Genomic DNA, 21,690 nt, shown 5'->3' with positions numbered 1-21,690 from the left:
ACCTATTAATACTGCGCTAAGCTTTCGAGCGACAATTTCGGACCGCGGTATACGGCACGATCGAGGAGCGACAACGGCGGCCCACGGAGCCGGTACCACAACGGGCCGGCCGCACCATGAGCCGACCAGGTCCCGCGCGAGCGCGGTTCGCCGTGAACTTCGCCGACCCGGTACGGGCCCATCCCCGGAACCCGAATACACCCGTGACGGTGTGGACCGCGAAGCACCTGCGCAATGCGCTCGAACAACTCTTCAAGGAGATGCCATGCAGTTCGACTCGATAATCTCCAGGCAGATAGTCGCCGGTCCGCCGCCCGAGGTATTCGCCGCACCCGAACCGCCCATACCGAGCCTCGACGCGCCGTTCTCCGTTCGACCCGTGGATCCCGACGGTGACGATCCGGCGCTCATCACCGAGTGGATGTCACTTCCCCACATGGTCGAAACCTGGGAGCGCGGCGCCTGGTCGGCGCAACAGTGGCACGATAATCTGGCAGCGCAGCGCAAGGGAAACTACTCCCGCCCCTGCATTGTCGAACTCGAGGGTCGACCGATGGGCTATCTGGAGATATACCGCCCGGCCCAGGACATCGTCGCCACCACTTTCGAGGCACGCCCCCATGATCTGGGACTCCATGCCGGGATCACGGATCCTCGGCTCATACACCGCGGCATCGGTACGGATTTGCTGCCGCGTCTCATCGCGAGCCTGTTCGCCAACGATCCACACTGTGAACGAGTCGTCTTCGACCCCGATCACCGAAATATCAACGTGCACAAGCTATGTGAGCAGGTGGGCTGCGAGTTCCTCGGAGAGCGGCCGATGCAAGACCGCCGCATCCGGCTCTACGCCATGCTCCGGGATCGGCAAAACCGCGACATAGCGGTGTAAACCGGAATCCACAGCCACATATCGCACTCTGCACCGATGATCCGACGGCGTCGCGGCGACCGCAGCGGTATCGAGCGGTCCCGCGCACACCCGTACGTCGACGCGGGCCCGCCGCGCTTCGGGAACCGAGACGGCGGCCACGATACCCCGGTGGCCGCCGCCCCGTCGTTCACGTCTGGGTCATGATCTCCTCGTCGCTCATCCCCGCGACCTCCAAATACAGTTTTGCCACGGCGAGCAACCGACCAGGGGTTCCACGCTCCGCCTCCCGGGCGTTCAGTCTCGCCGCGAAACCGGCGACGGTACGGGTCGCGAACAGGTCCGCGACCAGAGCATGATCGACATCGAGCCACTCCCGCACCTGGGCGACAACGGCGGTGGCGAGCACCGAATCCCCACCGAGGGCGAAGAAGTCGTCGTACACCCCCACCGTATCGATATCGAGGACAGAGCCGACGATATCGACCAGCGCCGCCTCCAACTCGTCGCGCGGTGCGTCGTCCCGCGTGTCCGGCGCACCGGACCCGAGCAGGCCGACAACCGCCCGCCGATCCAGCTTGCCGTTGGGGGTGAGCGGCATCTGCTCCAGATACCGAACGGTTGTCGGAATCATGTAGGCGGGCAACAATTCCGCGAGCGCGGCGGTTATATCCCCGAGGCCCTGCGGGTCGCCGGCAACGGCGGCGGCGAGCACCGGGGACCGGTCACCGATCACGGCCGCGACCGCGTGCCGCACACCGGGCACCGTGCGCAACGCGCTCTCCACTTCCCCCAACTCGACACGGTAACCACGGATCTGCACCTGATGATCGGCCCGGCCGAGGAATTCGATGGTGCCGTCCGGCCAATATCGGGCCATATCGCCGGTTCGATACCAGCGCAGGCCGTCGTATTCCACGAAACGTTGCGCGGTGCGCTCCGGATCGTTGTGATAGCCGGCGGCGACTCCCGCTCCGCCGATCCACAATTCGCCGGGAACCCAGTCCGGACAGTCGCGACCGGCCGGTGAAACCACACGACACCGCACATTGCGCAGCGGCACCCCGAAGGGAATCGTCGCCCATTCGCTCGGCGGATCACCCTCGACCTCACAAATAGTGCTGTGGATCGCCGCCTCGGTCGCCCCGCCGAGACCGGCGAACCGACACCCCGGCGCCTGCCGGGCCAGTCGACGGGCGAGATCGGCGCCGACCCAGTCGCCGCCGAGCAACACCGCGCGCAGCGAACCCAGATCGTCCCCGCCGATCTGCAAGATCATGTCCAACAGGCCGGGTACGCAGTTCAGCACGGTGGCCCGATGGGTGCGCAGCAACCGTACCCATGTCGTGGCCTCGGCCCGTTCCTCGGCGCCGACGGCGACCACCGCGCCACCGACCGAGAGCATGCCGAAGATGTCGTAGACCGACAGATCGAATTCCAGTGCCGACAATGCCAGGGTGCGGTCGGCGGGACCGACGGCGAAGTGATCGTTGAGCGCATCGATGGTGTTCATGGCCGCACCGTGCGAGACATCGACGCCCTTGGGCACCCCGGTCGAGCCGGAGGTGAACAGAATGTAGGCGATGGCCTCGGCATCCGGGTACACCGGAGCCGCCAATGGCTCGTGGGTGCGGGCCTCGTCGATCGGGAGGCAGGGGAAGGCCGCGCCCATATCGGCGCCCGTGATGGTGAGAGCCGCGCTCACCTCGGCGGTGCGCAGGATCTCCGCCCGGCGACGGACCGGCTGGTCGAAACCGATCGGCACATAGGTGGCGCCCGCGGCGAGCACCCCCAGGACCGCCGGGATCTGATCCGGTCCCTTCGGCAACTGCACCGCCACCGCGTCGCCCACCCGCACACCGGCGGCATGCAGGGCCCCGGCAATGGCCAGTGCCTCGGCGGCCAGGCTCCCGTAGGTCCGCTGCCCCTGCTCCGAGTCGAGCCCCCACACCATCGCGGGCGCGTCCGGATGGGTGGCGGCGTGTTCGAAGAACCCCTGGTGCAGGCGTCGACCACTGACCGGACCATCGGTCGCATCGACCGCCGCGCGCACCGCGGCCTGTGCCGCGGGCAACCGCGCCGCGGACTCGGCGTTCCATCCGGCCTCGCTCTCCCCGAGCCGTTCGACGGCCGCGGTGTAGCGCTCGAACATCGCCTCGACCAGGCCGGCGGGGAAGGCCGACGCCCGGACGTCCCAGTTCAGCAGCAGACCGCCACGAACCTCGGTGACCTGCGCGTCCAACAGCACCTGGGGGCCTTGGGAGATGATCCAGACCGGTTCGCCGAAGGTGTCGGTGACCTGATCGGCGAACAGCTCCCCCAGATTCAGCGCACTGGTGTACACGATGGGGGCCAGCACCGGCTCGCCGCGGTACCGCCCGAGATCGCGCAATACCTCGAGCCCCGAATAGGCCGTGTGGGCGCCGCTTTCGTGCATGGTGCGCTGCAATGCCCGGGCCCGCTCGGCGACGGTCAGATTCTCGGTGAGATCGACTTCGAGCATGATCGACGAGGTGAAATCGCCGATCACTCTATCGATGTCCGGATGCACCGGCTCCCGATGAAACAGCGGCACGTTCAACAGGAATTTGCTCTGCGCCGACCATCCGCCGATGGTTTCGGCGAATACCGCGGCCAGCGCGGTCGCGGGGGTGATTCCCCGTTCGTGCGCGGCGGCGAGCAACCGCTGTTTGGCTTCCGGTGCGAGCCAGTGGTCGTACCGCACGGTGCGCTGCGCGGCACCGCGTTCCCCCACGGACACGGTCGGCAGTTCGGGGGCTCCCGGTAGTTCGGGCAGCCGTTGTTGCCACCACTGTCGGTCGCGCGCGTGTGCCCGCGGATCGACGGTGTGTTCGAGCCGATAGCGGCGATAGCTGTAACCGGGCTCGGGCAGAACGGCGCCGTGATACAGAGCGGCAAGGTCGGAGATGAGCACGCGGTAGCTCATGGCGTCACCGGCGAGCATGTCCACATCGACGTGCAGTCGAGTGCGCTCGGCGTCACGCAGGGTGAGCGTGATGTCGATGACCTGTCCGTCCTCCACGGCGAGCCGCTGATGGGTCTTCTCGTCACGCAGACGAGTCAGCTCGGCTTCGGCGTCGGCATCCGAATGGTCGCGCAGGTCGACAACCCGGAATACCGGGCGGCCCGGAGCGGGGAGGGTCTGCTGGGTACCGTCGGGGAGAAACCTGGTGCGCAGCATGGGATGCGCCGCCACGAGCCGGTCCACGGCCTGTTCCAACCGCAACGGATCGATCCGCCCACCGTCGAACTCCACGTACAGGTGTGCGGCGACGCCACCGAGTTCCTGCTCGTCGGAGCGGCCGATCCAGTAGGCGTGTTGCATGGTCGCCAGGGGAAACGGCGCGTATTCGTCGTCCGGCTCCGCGTCCGTGGTCTCGACGGCGCCGTCTGCCGTGACTGCCTCCCGATCCGAACCGGGGCGGGACCGCTCGGGTTCCGGTTCCGCCGCGACGGAACCGGCGAGCGCCTCGAACCAGGCGGCGACCGTGGGCGTGGCGGCGAGCTGGGCGAAGTTGACGTCGAACCCCTTCTTGCGCCATCCACCGGCCAGTTTCATCGTCCGGATGGAATCCAGGCCCAACTGGATGAGGTCGTCCGTATCGGAGATATCCGTGGGGGCAAGACCCAGTTGGCGCGCCACCGCGGCACGGATTTCCTCCTTGCCGATTGGCTCCGACTCGGCGCCGGGCCGCTGTGCCGACTGCATCGACCACTCCTTGTTCGTCTGCGGCTCGTACCCACCGTTCCCGGTCATCGCTGCGCCGCCCACGACCGGCGCAGCATGGCCAAGGCGTCCTCCGACAGCCCCGATGTCGACATGGGCGCGTGTCGGTGTTCGTCTACGGCCGGTTCCGTGCTCGGCGCGGATCCGGCGGTATCCACCGCCGCGGCCAGTTCGGCGATGGTGAGGTGTTCGAAGACCATCTGCGGGGTCAGCGCCAGCCCGCGCTCACCGGCGCGCGCCGCCCATTGAATGGCCATGACGCTGTCACCGCCGAGGGCGAAGAAACCGTCGGTCCGTCCCACATCGGTGATCTCCAGCAATTCCTCGAGCAGCGCCACCAACGCCTTCTCGGTCTCGGTGCGCGGCGGCCCGTCCTCCACCTCCGGCGAAGTCCCGGTGTCCTCGGTGCGACGCACCACGGTTCGTGCGGAATCCCAATCGGCCGGCGCTGCCCCGAGGGTGGTGATGGACCGGTCGGGGTGCTCGGCGAAGGCATGCAGGATGGCGGCCAGTACATCGGCGAACACTTCGCCGGTCGACGGATCGTACAGTTGCGAGTTGGTGATCACCCGCACCGTCAGCTCACCCGTCGCGGTCTCCAGGAAATCGAGGTGGAAATCCATGAACGCGACATCGAACTGCGGCGCCTCGACCGTGACCGTCACATCGCCGTCGCCGAACGACGAGACCTGGGTCTGCTGCCCGAACTGCATCAGGATCTGGAACAGCGGGTTACGTCCCAATACTCGCGGTGGGTTGAGCGTTTCCACGATTCGCTCGAACGGCACATCCTGATGGACGAGCGTCCCCAGAGCGGACTCGCGTACCCGACCCAGCACCTCTCGGACGGTCGGGGCACCGGACAGATCGGTACGCAGTACCGCCATATCCGCGAACAGGCCGACCAGATTACGAGTGTCACCACCCGGCCGGTTGGCCACGGTCGCGCCGATGGGCACATCGTCACCCCCGCCGAGGGTGTGCACCAGTACGGCGGCAGCGGCCTGGCAGAGCATGAACTCGGTTGCCCCGGACGATTCCGCCAGTGCGCGCAACGCCCGCCAGGTGGTGGCGGGGAGGGTGCGCGAGGCGGTCGTGCCGGCATAGCCGAGGTGGGCCGGTCGGGGACGGTCGTGGGCGACCGCGATCTCGACCGGCAACCCGTCCAGGGCGGCACACCAGTAGTCGAGTTGTCGTTGTCCGTACTCACCGAGCTGTTCGCGACCGGGAACGTGATCGAAGGTCTCCCGCTGCCATATGGCGAAATCGGCGAACTCCAGCGGCAGTTCCGGCCAGGTGGGACGCGCGCCACGCAGGCGGGCCCGGTAGGCGACCGAGAGATCCTCGACGAAAACCCGGCACGACTCGCGATCGGTCACCAGATGGTGCATGAGCACCGACAGCACATGCGTATGCTCGTCGAGCTCGAACAGCCGCAGCCGATACAGCGGCCCGGTGGCGAGATCGAAAACGTGTGCGGCCTCCGCCTCGAGCGCTTCCGTCAGCAATTGTTGCGGTGATCGGGAACCATCGGCCCGCAGCACGGTGCGCGGCAACTCGACCGTCTCGGACGGGAGTATCTGCTGGTAGGCGACACCGGACTCCTCGGGGAACACCGTGCGCAGCGCCGAATGACGGTCCAGCACGTCGCCGACGGCCGCGTTCAGGGCCGCGATGTCGAGCGGGCCGTCGAAACGCAGTGCGAGTCGGAAGTTCTCCCATGCGAAGGCGCCCTCGAGTTTGCGCCGCAGCCACAGCGCCCGCTGTGCGTACGACAGCGGCAGCCGCTCCGGGCGTTCTCGTTTGGTCGGCAGCGAAGTCATCGCCGCGCCGGCGAGTTCATCCGGTACGGCCTCATCGAGGTTGCCGCCGACCTGTTCGGCGTACACCGCGACCAGGTGGGCGGCCAGCCCGGCGACGGTCGGGGTCTCGAACGGCACCCGAACGTCGATATCCATGCCGAACGTAGCCCGGATCATGGTGACCAACCGAGCCGCGAGCAGTGAATGACCGCCGAGTTCGAAGAAGGAATCGTCGGCCCCGACCCGTTCGGCGTCGAACAGCTCCTGATAGATCCGCGCCACCCGGATCTCGGTGGGGGTCTCGGGTTCCCGGTAACCGTGGGTGGTGGTGACGACGGGAGCCGGAAGCGCTCGGCGATCGAGTTTGCCGTGCGCGGACAACGGGATCTCATCGATGACGGCGAAGGCCGCCGGCACCATGTGCTCGGGCAACACCCTGGCGACGAATGCGCGGACCTGCTGCAGGTCCAGTGTGACATCGTCGCGGGGCACCAGATAGGCGGCGAGAACCGGTCCGAGGGTTTCGTGTTCGGTCACCACCGCCACGCAGCCGGCCACACCGGGGTGATCGGCGATGGCCGCCTCCACCTCGCCGAGTTCGATACGGAAACCGCGCACCTTCACCTGTTCGTCGGCGCGACCGATGAACTCGATCTCTCCGTCGGCCGTACGGCGCGCGATATCACCGGTCCGGTACAACCGCTCGCCGGGCAGGAAGGGGTCGGCGACGAATCGTTCCGCGGTGGCCCCGGGGCGGTCCAGATAGCCCCGGGCCAACTGCCGCCCGCCGATGTAGATCTCTCCCACCACCCCCGGAGGGACCAGACGCAACGCATCGTCGAGCAGGTACAGGTACACATTCCGGTTCGGGTACCCGATGGGAACGATTCGCGTACCCTGCGGCCCCTCGACGGGCATGGACGTGGAGCACACCACCGCTTCGGTGGGCCCGTAGTGGTTGCGCAGTTCCGCGTCGAACTGGGTGGCGAACCGGTCGGCCACCTCACCGGGCAGCGCCTCCCCGCCGACCGGGACGTGCCGCAGCGCACGCCAGTCGGCGGCCTCCGGCAGACGCAGGAAGGTGGCCAGGATCGACGGAACCATGTGCAGGATCGTGATCTCGTGCCGAGTGATCAGATCCGCGATATACGGGATATCGCGGTAGGCGTTCGGTTTCGGAACCACCACGCAGGCACCGCCGACCAACGGAAGGAAGGTGTCGCCCAGGGAGGCATCGAAACTCACCGAGGTGGTCTGCAGAACGCGGTGCGCTACCCGGTCGCCGGTGTCGGTGATGGCCATCCACTCGGCGGCGAAGTTCACCATGTGGTCGGCAATGGCCTCGTGCGGGACCGGAACACCTTTGGGTTTGCCGGTGGAGCCCGAAGTGTAGATGACGTAGGCGATATTGCTCGGATACAGCGGGGCGATCCGTTGTGTGTCGGTGGGATTCGTCTCGACCAGTGCGGCCGCCGCCTCCTCCGCGACAGCGATGTCCTCGGCGGCGAGGACGAGCCGCGGCCGGGCATCCGACAACAGGTACTCGATGCGGTCGGCGGGATAACCGGGGTCGATCGGCAGATACGCCGCACCGGATTTCATCACGGCGAGAGCGGCGACGATGAATTCCACCGAGGTGGCGATCCGCAGAGCGACAAGGTCTTCCGGGCCGATACCGCGGCCGATCAACCAATGCGCCAAACGATTCGCGCGCGCGTGCAACGCACGGTAGGTCAGTTCCTCGTGGTCCCCGATCACCGCGATATCGTCGGGTGTGGTCGCGGCCTGCCGCTCCAACAGATCCACCAGCGTGGTGGGTTCGATATCGACGATCGGTCCGTGGGAGATCTCGAGAATCCCGGCGCGGCCTTCGGCACCGAGCATATCCATGGCGTGCAGTGCTCGACGGGGATCACGGAGCGCCTCGCCGACGAATTCGAGATAGTGATCCAGTAATTGCGTGACCAGTTCTCGACCCAGTTGGTCGACCTGATAGGTGAGTTCCAACCGGGGGCGATCCTCGTCCAGAACGACCATCATTCCCAAGGGTTCCTGCGCGACCTGACTGCTCAGGTCCAGTTCCCGCGCCCGGACCCCGGGCAGGTCGAACCCATTGGCGCTGCCTCGCGTACCGAAACTCAACTGCACCAGTTGCGCCAGACCGTCACCGCCCGACGCCCGACCCGCCGACACCTCACGGACCACTTGTTCGACACCCAACCCTTGGTGGGCGAATGCGGCGGTGCAGGTGTCCCGGGTCGCCGTCACCAGATCGGCAAATGTCCACGTCGGTTCGGTACGTGCCCGGATGAGCACGGTATTGCCGAAGTATCCGATCAACGACGGGGCGTGGGAGCCACGCCGGTCGGTCACCGGCACGGCGACCAGGAAATCCGATGCCGCGGTATAGCGGGAGAGCACCGCTTCGAACGCGGCCAACAGCACGGTGAAAGGGGTGGCGCCGAGCTCTCGGCCGAGCGCGGCGACCCCCTCGACGAGCTGCGCGTCCAATGGGCGCAACACCTTGTCGGCCACACGCGAGGACTCGCGGGCGCCCGGCGGGCCGGGAAGCTCGATCCGGTCGGGCAGCGGTTTCAACTGTTCGCGCCAGAACGCGGCATCTGCCTCGTCGGTGGGTCGTCCCACCGTGGCCACATCCGCATACTGGGCGCGCAGGGCGGGCAGTTCCCCGCCGCGGTAGGCGGCATTGAGTTCGGTGAAGAACACCGACCAGGAGTCGTCGTCCCAGGCGATGTGGTGGGCCACGAGGATCAGCACGTATGCGGCGGCATCGAGCCGCACCAGGGTGACCCGCAGCGGCAGATCGTGTTCCAGGTCGAACGGACGCGCGAATTCCCGCCGGGCGAGCACCTCCACACCCCGCTCCCGGCCCTCCGCCGAACGTTGGCTCAGATCGTGTTCCTGCCAGAGCACCCCGACACCGGTCCGCGGAACCTGCACCGGGAGCCCGTCGGCACCCACCCGGTAACCGCTGCGCAGGACCTCGTGCCGCACCACGATCGTGTCGAGGGCAGAATGCAATCGGGCCGGATCCAGCTCACCGTCCAGCCGGTAGGCCACGCACACATTGAGTGTGGTGTCGTCGGGATACCGGTTCTGCAGAAACCACATCCGCTGCTGCCCCGGCGAGAGCGGGGTCGGCTCGTCGGGGCGGCGGGTGATCGTGGGTTCGGAATCGGCCGCCAACAGCCTCTGCTCACGCATGCGCTGCCGCAGTAGCTGCTTTCTCCGCTGAAGAGTTTCGTCTGACATGGTGTTTCCTTCGAATAGGGTGCCGGGCGGCGCGAATGATCAACGGATGGTTGCGGTGCCGGACAGCAGCGCGTGCTCCAGCACCTGCGCGGCCGCGCGCCAGAGCTCGGCCAGTCGCTCGATATCGGCGTCGGTGAATACGGCCGAACTCCACCTCAGCATCGTCACCAGCTGGGGGCGTCCCCCCGCGGCCCGCACGGCGCTGACGACATCCAGCGCGTAGCGCACCGGGAAATCCGGCTCCGCGACGGCGGGTAGCGCTTCGTGCAGAGCGAGGTCGGGTATCGGCGCCCACGGATCTCCGGCGCCGGCCATGTCGAAACGACCCAGATAGTCGAACAACACCTGTGGGTCCGCACCCGCCAGGGCGGGATCGGCCGAAAGGTAGCGCAGCACACCGTAGTCGAGCCCGGCATTGGGCATGTTCGCCAAATGCTCGGTGATCCCGACAAGCAGATCACGGGCCCGCGTGGGATCGGCCTCGATGGCGGCGATATCGACCGCTGCGTCACCGCCTCCCAACCGGACCGGCGCGATACTGGTGAACCATCCGACGGTGTGCGCGGTATCGATATCGCCGCCGAGGGCCTCGTCCTGTCGACCGTGCCCCTCCAGGGCGATGAGGGCACCGGCAGAGCCGTCCTGTCCTCGCTCGGCTCGCCAACTGGCCAGGGTCACGGTCAAGGTGGCGAGCAGGAACTCCCGAACACCGGCCGAGTTGCCGAACCCGTCCAGGATTGCCTCGGTGGTATCCGCGGTGAACGGCACCGGGCATACCCGATACGAGGCCCAGGTGTCGGTGCGGGGATCCGGTTTGCGTGTGCCCAGAGCCGGATCCGGCGCCGCCACCTGCGCTGCCCAGTACTCCCGCTGCGCGGTGACCGCGGTGCTGTCGGCGCGTTCGCGCAGCAGTCGGGCCCAGGTGCGGTAGGGGGTGTGTTCCCGGGGCGGACAGACCGGTTCACCCACAATGTACTGCGCCCACCCCGCGGCGAGATCGGCGGAAATGATGTGCCAGGACACCGGATCCACGGCCAGGTGATGCACCGTCAACAGCAGCACATCGGGCGCATCGGAGCGCACGAACCAGACGGCACGAATCATCTGCCCGGTCGCCGGATCGATCTGCTCGACGACGGTATGTCCCCATTCGGCGAGGGTCGCGGCGAAATCCGTGTCGACATCGACCCGCGAGAGGATATCGACCGCGCGTACACTGCCCGGCTCGCGAGTGCAGAATTCGTATCTCTCGGCGTCACCGGTGAATCGGGATCGAAGCACGGCGTGACCGTCGAGCAGGGCCTGCAACACCGCGGTCAAACCCGGCTCGTCGATATCGTCGGGCAAACGCAACAGCGTGCTCAGCGACAATCGGCGATATCCGCCGTATTCGTGCATCCACGACACGATGGGCACCGCCCCGATCGGACCGGGCACCTCCGGCGGCAGGTCCGCGCCGACGGTATCGACCCCCGCATCGATCCGCGCGGCCATTTCCCGAATCGATGCCGAACCGAGAACGGTCCGGGGGCCGATCGAAATCCCTTCGCGGCGCAATGCGTTCACCAGGGAGATGGCCACGATACTGTCCAGTCCGAGCTCGACCGGATTGTCGTCCACACTCGGCACCGCTCCCCCGGACAGCTGTGCCAGGACCGCACAGATGCGTTGCTCGGTGGGTGTGCGTGCGGGCGCCATATCCGCGGGGGCGCTGTTCAGCTCGGCCCGGGCCAGCTCACCGAGGGCACGGGTATCGAGTTTTCCGTTGGGCGTCACGGGAAGTCGGTCCACCACCAGCACCCGCTGGGGAACCATATAACCGGGCAGCCGTTGCGCGACTGCCGAACGCAGCTGCGTCGAGGACAGTTCGGTCCCGGTCACGAACCCGATCAGACTCGAACCACTGCGTCGACCCACCACGGTCACCGCGGCGGCCTGCACCCCGGGCAGCGCCGACAGGGCGGCCTCGATCTCCCCGATCTCGATGCGATAGCCACGAATCTTCACCTGATCGTCGGCACGCCCCAGATAGCTCAGCTCTCCCGTGGCCCGATACCGCACCAGATCACCGGTCCGATACATCCGCTCACCCGGGCGGAACGGATCGGCGACGAACCGCTCGGCGGTCAGCCCCGGCCGTCCCACATAACCGCGGGCCACCTGCGTACCCGACAGATACAGTTCACCCACCACGCCCGCCGGGACCTGACGCAGCCGCGAATCCAGGACATATCCGGTCATACCGGTGACCGGGAATCCGATCGCGGGTTCGGCGTCGGCATCCGACACGCTCGCCACCACCGCCTCGACAGTGGTTTCGGTGGGCCCATAACAGTTGTGCACGGCGGTGGTGGGCAGGGCACACAGCCGCCGCCACAGCGCCGGACCGATGGCCTCACCACCGAGCGCCAGCACGGCCAACGGCGACCCCTGTTCATCGACCAGCCCCGCGGCGGCGAGCTGGGTGAACATCGAGGGTGTGGTGTCGATCATGTCCAGGCCGTGCCGAACGATGCCGTCCACCAATCGATGCGCGTCACGCATCTCCTCTTCGTCGAAGAGGTGGATCGTATGTCCGTCGAGCAGACCGACCATGGGCTGCCAGGAGGCATCGAAACCCAGCGACCATGCGTGAGCGATCCGCAGCCGGCGACCCAACCGGGCCACCGCGGGCCGATACACCCGCTCTCGATGGTCGGCGAAATAGCCGGTCAGCGCGGTGTGGGTGCCCATGACACCCTTGGGTTCACCGGTGGATCCGGAGGTGAAGATCAGGTACGCGCACCCGTCCGGCGCGACGGGTACGGGCTCGGCGAGCGACCCGTTCCCACTCACCTCGTTCAGCGCGAGCCGGGGCGGTGGATCGGCGAGGTCGTCGAGTCCGGGGGTGTGCGCGGTCTCGGCCACCAGCAACCGAGGGCGGGCTCGGCGAACGATCGACTCGATCCGCGCGACGGGCATCGCGGGATCGATCGGAACATAGGCGGCACCCGCCCACAGCACAGCGAACAATGCCACGATCGACCGAGCCGAACGGGGTAGGGCCAGTGCGACAACGTCTTCGGGTCCGATACCGTGCGCCGCGAACACCGCGGCCAGCCGTTGCACCTCGTCGGCGAATTCCCGATAGGTGTAGCGCTCGTTCTCGGTGGTGAGCGCGACGGCATCGGGCGTCGCGGCGACCTGCGCGGCGAGCAGTTCGGGCACCGTGACACCGCGTGCATCGTCGGGGGTGGGTTCCGGAGGGACCGGATGTTCTCCGGGTAACAGGATGTTCAGGTCATCGCTCGACCGACCATCCGAATCGGGCAGCTGCCGCAGGATATCGACCAACCGTGTCCCGATATCCGCTCCGGACAGTTCGCCCAGTGCCGACTGCACCGCCTCGATCGTCACGATCAGATCCCCCTCGAACAGGAAGGAGGTGACGGCGAGCGGGTAATGGGTGAGGCTCTGGGAGAAAACGGGTCGGAAACCGGTTCCGTCGGCGGCGGTCGTGGGACGCAGAACATCGTTCATCGGCGCGTTCTCGAACACCGACAGGGTGTCGAACAATGCTCCGGTGCCCGCGGCGCGTTGGATCGCCGACAGACTCGCGTATCCCACCTCACGCATGGCGGCGCATTCCCGCTGCCAACGCAACAGACCGTCGATCCCCGCGGAGACGGTGTCGAGATCGATCCGGACGGGAACGGTGTTGATGAACAACCCCATCATGGTCTCCACACCGGACAGCTCGTCCGGTCGACCCGAAACCGTGGTGCCGAATACGATATCGCGCCGGTCGGTGATCCGGCCGAGCAACAGCGCCCAGGCATACTGGACCACGGTGTTCATCGTCAATCCGTGCCCGCGGGCCCAGGCGATGAGGCGAGCGGTGTCCTCTCGTCCCACGGCATGGTTGAAAACTTGCGGAACCACCGTGTTCACCGTCTCATCGGACGATTCGGCGACCACGAGCGGTTCGACGCCCTCGAGGTAACGCGTCCATTGCCGCAGATCGGCGTCGGTGTCCCGGGCGCCCAACCAGCCGATGTAATCCCGGTACGGTCGCGGGCTCGGCAGGACATCGATGGCCGCGTCCGCGTCGTAGAGGGCGAACAGTTCGTGGAAGAACACCCCGAGCGACCACCCGTCCAGGACGATGTGGTGCGCGGTGACGATGAGCCGGTGCGTCGCATCGGGCAGTCCGACCAAGGCGATCCGCAGCAACGGTCCCCGTTCCAGGTCGAACGAGGCGCGGGCCTCGGCGGTGACGATGCCGTCGAGTTCGTCGAACTCGGCCGAGCGCTGCGTCCACGGCAGCTGCGCGAACGTGGGGACGATCTGCACCGGTTTGGGCAGGTCCCGATCCCAGAAACTGGCCCGCAGGTTCGCGTGCCGGACCAGGATCGCCTCCGCGCTGCGGCGCAGTCGCGGCGCGTCGACCGGCCCGGTCACCTCCAACACGAATTGCAGGGAGTACAGATCGCCGCTGCCCGCGAGCCGCGCCAGGGTGAAAAAGCCCTCCTGTAATGGGCTGAGGGCGAGTACATCCTCGATATCGGGCGGGGGAGCCTGCGTATGTTCGGGCATGGTGCGGCCTCCTCAGGCTTGGTGGTTCGTCATGAGCCGCACGACGTCGTCGAGCGAAGCGCCGCTCAAGATCTCGGCCACCGGCACCTCACGGTCCAGCTCGGCCTTGACCCGGGTCCGGAGCTCGAGCGCCAGCAGCGAATCGAAACCGAGCGCCACCAAGGGCACCGAGCCGTCGAACTCGGTGGCGTCATCGGTGAGCATCACGCGGTCGATCTCGCGCCGTAGGATCTGCGCGAGATCGGCACCGGTATCCGCGCCGGTCGCGGCGCGGGTGGGCTCGGGTGTCCCGGCGGGCGCCGCCGCCTCCGGACGGTCCAGTGCCGGCGCGAAAACGGTGCCCAACCCGACCGCGGTCACCGTCTCCCGCAACCGCGGCCAATCGCACGAGAGCACCAGGTGGTTTTCCCGTCCACCGGCGAGGGCGGTGGAGATCGCCGCCGCCGGTGGCAGCGGTAACAGACCGGCGCCGGTGATACGCGCGTGCGCCGCCGGATCCGCATCGTCCGGCAGCTCCCACAGCCCCCACTGCACGGCGACACAATCATGGCCGGCGGCCCGCAGGCGCACCGCCAAGGCGTCGATCATGCGGTTCGCCCCCGCGTACAACTCCTGTCCGCGTCCCCCCAGCGTCGCCGCGAACGACGAGCACAGCATGATCACCGCGTCCGGGGCCAGTGGCAGCTCGCGCATCACCGCGGCGATACCGAGCACCTTCGATGCCGCCGCATCCCGGGCGGCCTGCGGGTTCAGTTCCGACCACACATAGTCGACCGCGGCGTGCACCACGATGTCCACGCCGTCCGGGCCGTCCGGGCCGTCCGGGCCGTCCGGGCCATAGCGGGCGGCCAGGGCGCCGACCGCCGCGTCATCGGTGATATCGCAGGCGAGGATCTCGATATCCGTATCGCCCAGGGCCCGAATGGCATCCAACCGATCGGCGACCCGCGCCGTCCGGCCCGTCCGGTTCACGAGGGTGACCCGCCGCGCCCCCGCGCGAACGAAGTATTCACAGAAATGCAGGCCGACCTGCCCGGTGCCCCCGAGAATCACCACCTCGTCCCGGTGGGGTCGAGGCGTCGCCGGCATTCGGGGAGCGAGACGCTTGGCATGCCATTTCCCCTCACGCACTGCCAACTCCGGTTCCGCCGCGGCCACGTGCACGGCCTCGAGAACGAGATCGGCCACCCGCTGCGGCTCCCACTCGCCCGCCTCGGCGGGCAGGTCCAGATGACGGAACGCGACACCGAAATGGTCGAGCGCGACCGAGCGAAACACCGCACTCGCCCCCGCGTGTCCCAGCGCCGGCAGATCTGTCGGCAGCACGGCCTCGGCGCCGGTGGTCACCAACCAACACTCGGCGCGGCCTGCCGGACCGGTCGGAAGCCTGCGCACCGTCTCGGCGAATTCGGCGAATTCGGTGACCGCCTCGGTATCGTCCGCACTCGGTGTCGTGGGCAACAGCACGACGAAGGTATCGGCCTGCGCCACTGCCTCCGGTGAATCCTCGAGCACCATGGCACCGTAACGGCGCGCCCGTGTCCGCAATGCCGCGTCCAGGTCGGCATCGATATCGCCGATCGGCAGCACGGTGCGTGGTTCGGCAAGGGTGCGTCCCGCCAACGGCGACCACTGTTCGGCGAGCAGAACGGGCTCCACCGCGCCGGCGACCGTCGGGGCCGGTTCGTCACGTGTATCGCGAGCGGGTCCGCTCTGCTCGTGCCCGAGGGGGTAGCCGGCCCACAATCGACGCGAATTCATCACAGTGGGTGGGAAATCCCGCAATATCGAGGCGGGCGGACCGTCCGTATCGGGCGTTCGAAGAGCGTCCCAGGAAAAATTCAGGTCCAACACCGCGAGTTCGGCGACGGCGCGGGTGAATTCCGACAGATTCGCCGCTTCACGCCGCGCCGTGCCCGCAATGTGGAATCCCCCGACGCCGGACTCCGTTTCGGCAAGGGTCTGCTGTATCGCCAATTGCAGGGTCGGGTGCTCGGAGATCTCGATGAACGTGTCCACCGTCTCCGCGGCGGCCATGACAGCCCGGTCGAAACGAACCCGGTTGCGCAGATTCCAGTACCAGTACCGGCTGTGGGGGCAGTCGGCCGGTACCCGTGCCCCGAGGGTGGCACCGAAACAGGGCAGCACTCCGGCGGTGAGACGGTCCGTCGTCAGCTCGACCTCGAGAATTTTTTCCAGCTCGGCTCGTATCTCCACGATGGCGGAGGTGTGAGCCGGATAGGACATACGGATCCGCTTGGCGAAACGCCCCTGTTCCGCGGCGGCGACCACCAGATCATCGATCGTCTCCGCCTCGCCGGAGACGGCCAGCAGGCGCGGCGAATTGATCACCGCCACCTCGGCCCAGCCCGAGTGACGGGCCAGCAGGGCCTCCCCTTCCTCACGGTCGGTGCCCAGCACCGCGACCGCATAACCACGGGAGGTGAACCGCTCCAACAATTCCGCGCGTCGGGCCGCGATGGTCGCCGCATCCCGCGCGATGGCCATTCCCGCGGTGACACAGGCCGCCAGTTCACCTTGACTGTGTCCGATCGTCGCCGCCGGACGGACACCGACGGCCTGCCACATGGCGGCCAAACCCAACATGTGGAACATACGTGCGGGGTGCAGGTCGAGCAGCGTCGGCTCGTGACCTTCCCGATCGCCGAGCAGATAGTGCACCGGGCCGCGATTGCCGTAACGCTCCTCGTGCAATGCGGCGTATTCGTCGACCACCGAACGGTATTCGGGCGAGTGGCGGTAGTACACGGCGCCCATTCCCGCCTGCTGGCTGCCCTGACCGGGAAATACGAATCCGATCGTGCGTGCGCTCGCCGGACGCCGGGAACGCACCACATCCGGATGTTCCTCGCCGTCGGCGATCGACCGCAGAGCCGCCGACAGTTCGTGGTCCTCGGCCATGATCAGTGCCCGGTGCGGACGCGCGATCCGGGTGCGAAACAGTGTGCGCGACAGGTCCTGCGGGGTGGTGTCCGGGTGCTCCCGCAGATATGTGAGGATCGCCCTGGCCTCGGCCCGCAGGCCCTCCGCGCTGTCGGAAGACAGCAAAACGGGAACGGAGCCGTCGGGCAAGCGGTGGTCAGACATCGAATTCCTCCTGATCGGCGGGGATCTCGACAATCGCGTGTACATTCGTGCCCGCGATGCCGAACGCCGAGACGACGCCGCGCCGAACCCCGTTCACCGGCTCCCACGGGGCGTATTTCGTGGACAGGCGCAGACTTGTCGCCGACCAGTCGACAGCTGTCGTCGGGTTGTCCGCCCAGAGGCTGGGCACCGTGTATCCGTGGGTGCCGCACAGCACCACCTTGATCAGGCCGAGAACACCCGCGGCGGCCTGAGTGTGCCCGGTATTGGATTTCACCGAGCCCAGTACCGCGCCGCCGTCGGCACGATCCGGTGCGCCGTACACCGCGATCAGCGCGGCGAGCTCCAACGGATCCCCCACCGCCGTGCCCGTTCCGTGCCCTTCGATCACCCCCACCGAGTCGGCGGATACCCCGGCGACGGCCAAGGTTTCCTCGAGCAGTCGCTGCTGGGCCGCGGCGCTGGGCACGGCCAATGGCGCGCCCTTGCCGTTGTGGTTCACCCGGGACCCGAGCAACCGCGCGTGGATCCGGTGGCCCAACCGGCGGGCCCGGGATTCACGTTCGAGCACGACCACACCGGCACCTTCACCCCACAGTGTTCCGGTGCTGTCGGCGGAATAGGGACGGCAGTGGCCGTCGGTGGACAGCGCGTTGTTCTTGGAGAACTCGACGAACATCCCCGGTGTGCCCATGACGCAGACACCGCCGGCCACCGCCCATTCGCATTCGTCCGCTCGAATCGCCGCCGCGGCCTGATGCACCGCCGTCAACGAGGAGGCGCATGAGGTGTCCACACTGATCGATGGCCCTCGCAGGCCCAGCGCATGCGAGACACGTCCGGCCACGGCACTCAGTGCCGAACCGGTCATCCGATATCCGCTGTATTCACTGACCTGCGCCATCAGCGGTCCGTATTCCAGTACCGAGACGCCCATCCAGCATCCGGCACCGTCGCCGTCGAGTGCGGCGGGATTGAGTCCGGCGTCCTCTACGGCCCGCCAGGCCGATCGCATCGCGACCCGCTGTTGCGGATCCATGGCCACGGCCTCGCGCGGGCTGATACCGAAGAATCCGGGGTCGAAATACGCTGCCGTGCCGAGAAACCCACCCGCATCGCGAACCGGCGACCAACCGGCATTGTGATGGAGGGTGAACAATTGGTCCAACGGCCAATCACGATCTCGCGGAAACGGCCCGATCAATTCCCGAGATTCCGCGAGTGCGGACCAGAATTCGGCAGGGGTTTCTATTCCGCCCGGCGCCTCCACCGCCATTCCGACGATAACGATCGGGTCGTCGTTTCCCGAATGTTTCTCTGCCATGGTGCACCTAACGGGGAGATAAAACGCTCGACGGCCGCGCTAATTCGCAAAAATCGCTGCGGCGGAGAGCAATTCGGCGACATCGTCGATATGGTTGTTCAGATAGAAATGCCCGCCCTCGAAGAGGGTTACGGTGGCCCCCTGCTCGCTGTGGGCACCCCAAGCGCGTAGCTGTTGGATCGTGACGAATTCGTCGTCGGCGCCACCCAGAACCCGGATCGGAGCCCGAACCCGCACATCGGGGCCGCACTCGTAGCGGTCGTACGCCCGGTAGTCCGCCTTCAACACCGGCAGGGCCAACCGCATGATCTCCCGGTTGGCCAGGACATCGGCATCGGTACCGTGCAGCGCGGTCAGCCGATCGAGCAGGTCGTCGTCATCGGTAGGATTGGGCGGTTCATCGACGACCAGGGCCGGAGCCACCGCGCTGGAGGCCACCAGCAGCCCCACCTCGACACCGGATGCTTCGGCCATCCGCGCGAATTCGAATGCGGCAATGGCCCCCACACTGTGACCGAAGACGGTGATCGGGACTCCTCGCGACCACGAGGATTCGGCGAATTCCGCGAAGGCTCCGGCGGCGAGTTCGGACATTTCGGTGGCCGGAGGCTCGGCAATACGATCCTGCCGGCCCGGATACTGCACCACGGCTACATCGAAATCAGCGCTGAGCCTTTTCGAAAAGGAACGGTAACCGGAAGCGCCGGAGCCTGCGTGCGGAAAGAGTATGAATGGCAGACGCGCTCCCGTTGTCGGTTTGTGGAAATTTCGAAGCCAACCGAGCGCATTCGGCATATCACATCTCCTACATCACCGCGCCGGACCGAAACAACCAATCCCAGCGCGTCGGTCCGCGCCAACCTCGTCGGCCGGCGCAAACCGCACCGCTCCGGAGAGATTAGCATAGGGTAACCTTACTATTACAGCCTGTGGGCGGGGATGAACTGTGACGAACCCGACCGCCGTACCGCGTCGGCCCATACGAGACCGGGCCCACACCTTTGCAACCGAGTGCACAATCTCTGCCACACGGACCATCGGCCCCACCACGTCACCGGCACCCGTGCTCCGGCGGGCCCTATCCGAATGCGGAAACCCCGATTTCCAGGCCGCGCACACCCGCCCGGACCGGCATCGGATCCGGATGCAGCACCCGATCGGAGAGCTCACCCAGACAACTGAGATTCGGAAAGCCCGGCCCCTGCGCCACACCGGCCAGATTGGGCAGGAACAGCTTCTGATCCATTCCGGATACCGCCAGGTCGTAGCCGATGGCGGTCTCGATCCGCGATTGCGTCAACCGACCGCCGACCGCCAGTTCCAATAGATCGGCGGCCTCCTGATCGAACAGGTCGAGGAACCACAGCGGCTGCCCGCCCGTGGCATCGACCACCAGATCGAACGTGTGAACCTGATCGCCGCGCATCTCGTTGCGCAATGTGAGGGCCACGCCGTCTCTATGATCGGCCACCCGCACCACGCGCCCCTGGAGATGATGAACGCGACTGTCGCCCAACAGGCTTTCCTGCACCCGCACCGAGAAGACCCCCCGATCGGTGCGTCGAATCACTTCACGACGCTCGTCGAGGGTGAGCCCGGCCCATTTGATGGGGTCACTGAACAGCGAGTTCTCGAAATAGCTTTCCCCGCGGGTATAGATCGTCGCCATAGGCGAGATCACCGAGATGGACAGCATTCCATGGTGCAGCAGTTCGTCGAGCGCCGATCCCGCCGTCTCACCCCCACCGATCACCGCCACCCGCGAGGACACGGGCAGCTCACGCCGACAGGCCAGATCCCAGAACCGGGCGATACTCAGAACACGGCTGTGCCTGGACATCGCTTTGTCGCTGCGACCGGGGCCGGTGATCATCAGTCCATCCACCGCGATTCGGGTGGTGCCCCCCGCGGCATCGGCCACGGTGACCAGCCAGCCGTCGCCATCGGTCGACACCTGCCGCACGGTGCCCAACACCAGATCCAGGTCGATCTTGCGCGCGGCCCACTGGAGATATTTGGCCCAGACATGGTGGGGCGGATTGGGCCGACCGCGGTCGACCCACTCGGCGTAGGTGCCCTGATCGATCAGGAAGGACGCCCAACCGAAAGCCGCCATCGCCTCATTGATCGCCTGGTTGCGACCGCGGGCCAGAGAGGAGCGATAGGGAAACCCCAGATCCTTTTCCGGGCTGGTACCGAGCCGGTGCTGCCCGTCGGTCCAGCCACCACTGGACAGCCAATTGCCGCCCACCGCGTCCTTCTCGACCACTATCACTCGCGGCGCGGCCAATCCCAGTCCCCGCAACACATGCGCCTTGACAGCCACGGCGAGGGCTTTCGGCCCCGCACCTACAACAAGAAGTGTTTCCACCGCTACTCACTCTCCAGCCGTCCGGGGTCGGGGCTACGGGTGGCCGAGACCAACTCCACCCCCATATTTGCATAGCCTTACCTTATATTGCATCCCGGGACCGCATTCGGCGTCGCCCGTGGCATACAGAGGATGGGAAACACCATGACCGACATCAAAAGCTCGCTACCGGTCCGGATCACCGCGGCAGTGATCGCATGTTCGGCGGCCGCATTCGGAACCACGCTGGTCGCCGCACCGTCGACCGCCGCCCCGATCGTGTCTCCATTGCACACCCAGGCACCCGCGGCCGGAGAACTGACCGCCAAGTTGGCCGTGGCCGTCGACCGCGGCGCGCCGGCGGCGGCACGTGCCGCCGAATTGGAATCGGGCGCAGCCGGTTTGCCCACAATGGACAAGATCGCCGACCTCCTCGCCGCCGCCCCCGGACTGAAGTATCAGGTGGTGAACCCGGTGGTCTCCGGCGACCGCATCGACGCTCAACTTCTCGTCACCACCCCGGGCTATCCCGATTTCACCTACAACGTCGCCTGGCGACAGATCGACGGCACCTGGAAACTGACCCGGGACTCGGAATGCGCCATAGCCAGTGAACTTCTCCTGACCTGCGGATAATCC

9 protein-coding genes are annotated in these 21,690 nt (G+C 66.9%); 2 read left to right on the top strand and 7 right to left on the bottom strand.

All coding sequences use genetic code 11. The annotated features are described in order from the left end of the window. The first annotated feature begins 265 nt into the window (after positions 1–265). Entirely contained in the window at positions 266–892 is a 627-nt protein-coding gene (locus ON32_RS03535) for a GNAT family N-acetyltransferase (RefSeq protein WP_051132811.1), read from the top strand. A gap of 169 nt (positions 893–1,061) precedes the next feature. On the opposite strand, the gene ON32_RS03530 is transcribed toward ON32_RS03535, so the two are convergent. The 7 genes from ON32_RS03530 to ON32_RS03500 all read right to left on the bottom strand — a co-directional run bounded on the left by ON32_RS03530 (position 1,062) and on the right by ON32_RS03500 (position 21,072). After that, positions 1,062–4,601: a non-ribosomal peptide synthetase gene (locus ON32_RS03530; protein WP_040788842.1), complete on the bottom strand. Its 3,540-nt coding sequence runs from the start codon at positions 4,599–4,601 to the stop codon at positions 1,062–1,064. Positions 4,602–4,645: 44 nt separating this feature from the next. Further along, entirely contained in the window at positions 4,646–9,694 is a 5,049-nt protein-coding gene (locus ON32_RS03525; RefSeq protein ID WP_040788634.1) for a non-ribosomal peptide synthetase, read from the bottom strand. 39 nt (positions 9,695–9,733) lie between these two features. Further along, a complete protein-coding gene (locus tag ON32_RS03520; RefSeq protein WP_040788632.1) occupies positions 9,734–14,269 on the bottom strand; it encodes a non-ribosomal peptide synthetase in 4,536 nt (1,511 codons plus the stop codon). 12 nt (positions 14,270–14,281) lie between these two features. Next, complete coding sequence (gene nbtC / locus ON32_RS03515; protein ID WP_083873961.1) at positions 14,282–17,377, bottom strand: nocobactin polyketide synthase NbtC; 3,096 nt, start codon at positions 17,375–17,377, stop codon at positions 14,282–14,284. Beyond that, positions 17,370–18,701 (bottom strand): beta-ketoacyl [acyl carrier protein] synthase domain-containing protein, encoded by a 1,332-nt coding sequence (locus ON32_RS03510; RefSeq protein WP_040788631.1) that lies wholly within the window; start codon positions 18,699–18,701, stop codon positions 17,370–17,372. Before ON32_RS03510 ends, nbtC begins: the two co-directional genes overlap by 8 nt. Positions 18,702–18,740: 39 nt before the next feature. Continuing rightward, the gene (locus ON32_RS03505; RefSeq protein ID WP_040788630.1) at positions 18,741–19,496 is read right to left on the bottom strand and encodes a thioesterase II family protein; all 756 of its coding nucleotides are present in this window, start codon (positions 19,494–19,496) and stop codon (positions 18,741–18,743) included. A 283-nt stretch (positions 19,497–19,779) separates the two neighbouring features. After that, entirely contained in the window at positions 19,780–21,072 is a 1,293-nt protein-coding gene (locus tag ON32_RS03500) for a SidA/IucD/PvdA family monooxygenase (protein ID WP_040788629.1), read from the bottom strand. Between the two features lie 144 nt (positions 21,073–21,216). Here ON32_RS03500 and ON32_RS03495 point away from each other — a divergent pair, with 144 nt between their 5' ends. Further along, on the top strand, positions 21,217–21,687 hold the full coding sequence (locus tag ON32_RS03495) for an MTB12 C-terminal domain-containing protein (protein WP_083874006.1): 471 nt from the start codon (positions 21,217–21,219) through the stop codon (positions 21,685–21,687). Positions 21,688–21,690: the final 3 nt, after the last annotated feature.

The sequence above is a fragment of the Nocardia paucivorans NBRC 100373 genome (assembly GCF_000308675.1).
In the GTDB taxonomy this organism is placed as follows: Bacteria; Actinomycetota; Actinomycetes; order Mycobacteriales; family Mycobacteriaceae; genus Nocardia; species Nocardia paucivorans.
Note: the sequence above shows the minus strand (reverse complement) of the source record. Positions and strands in the feature narration are given on the sequence as shown.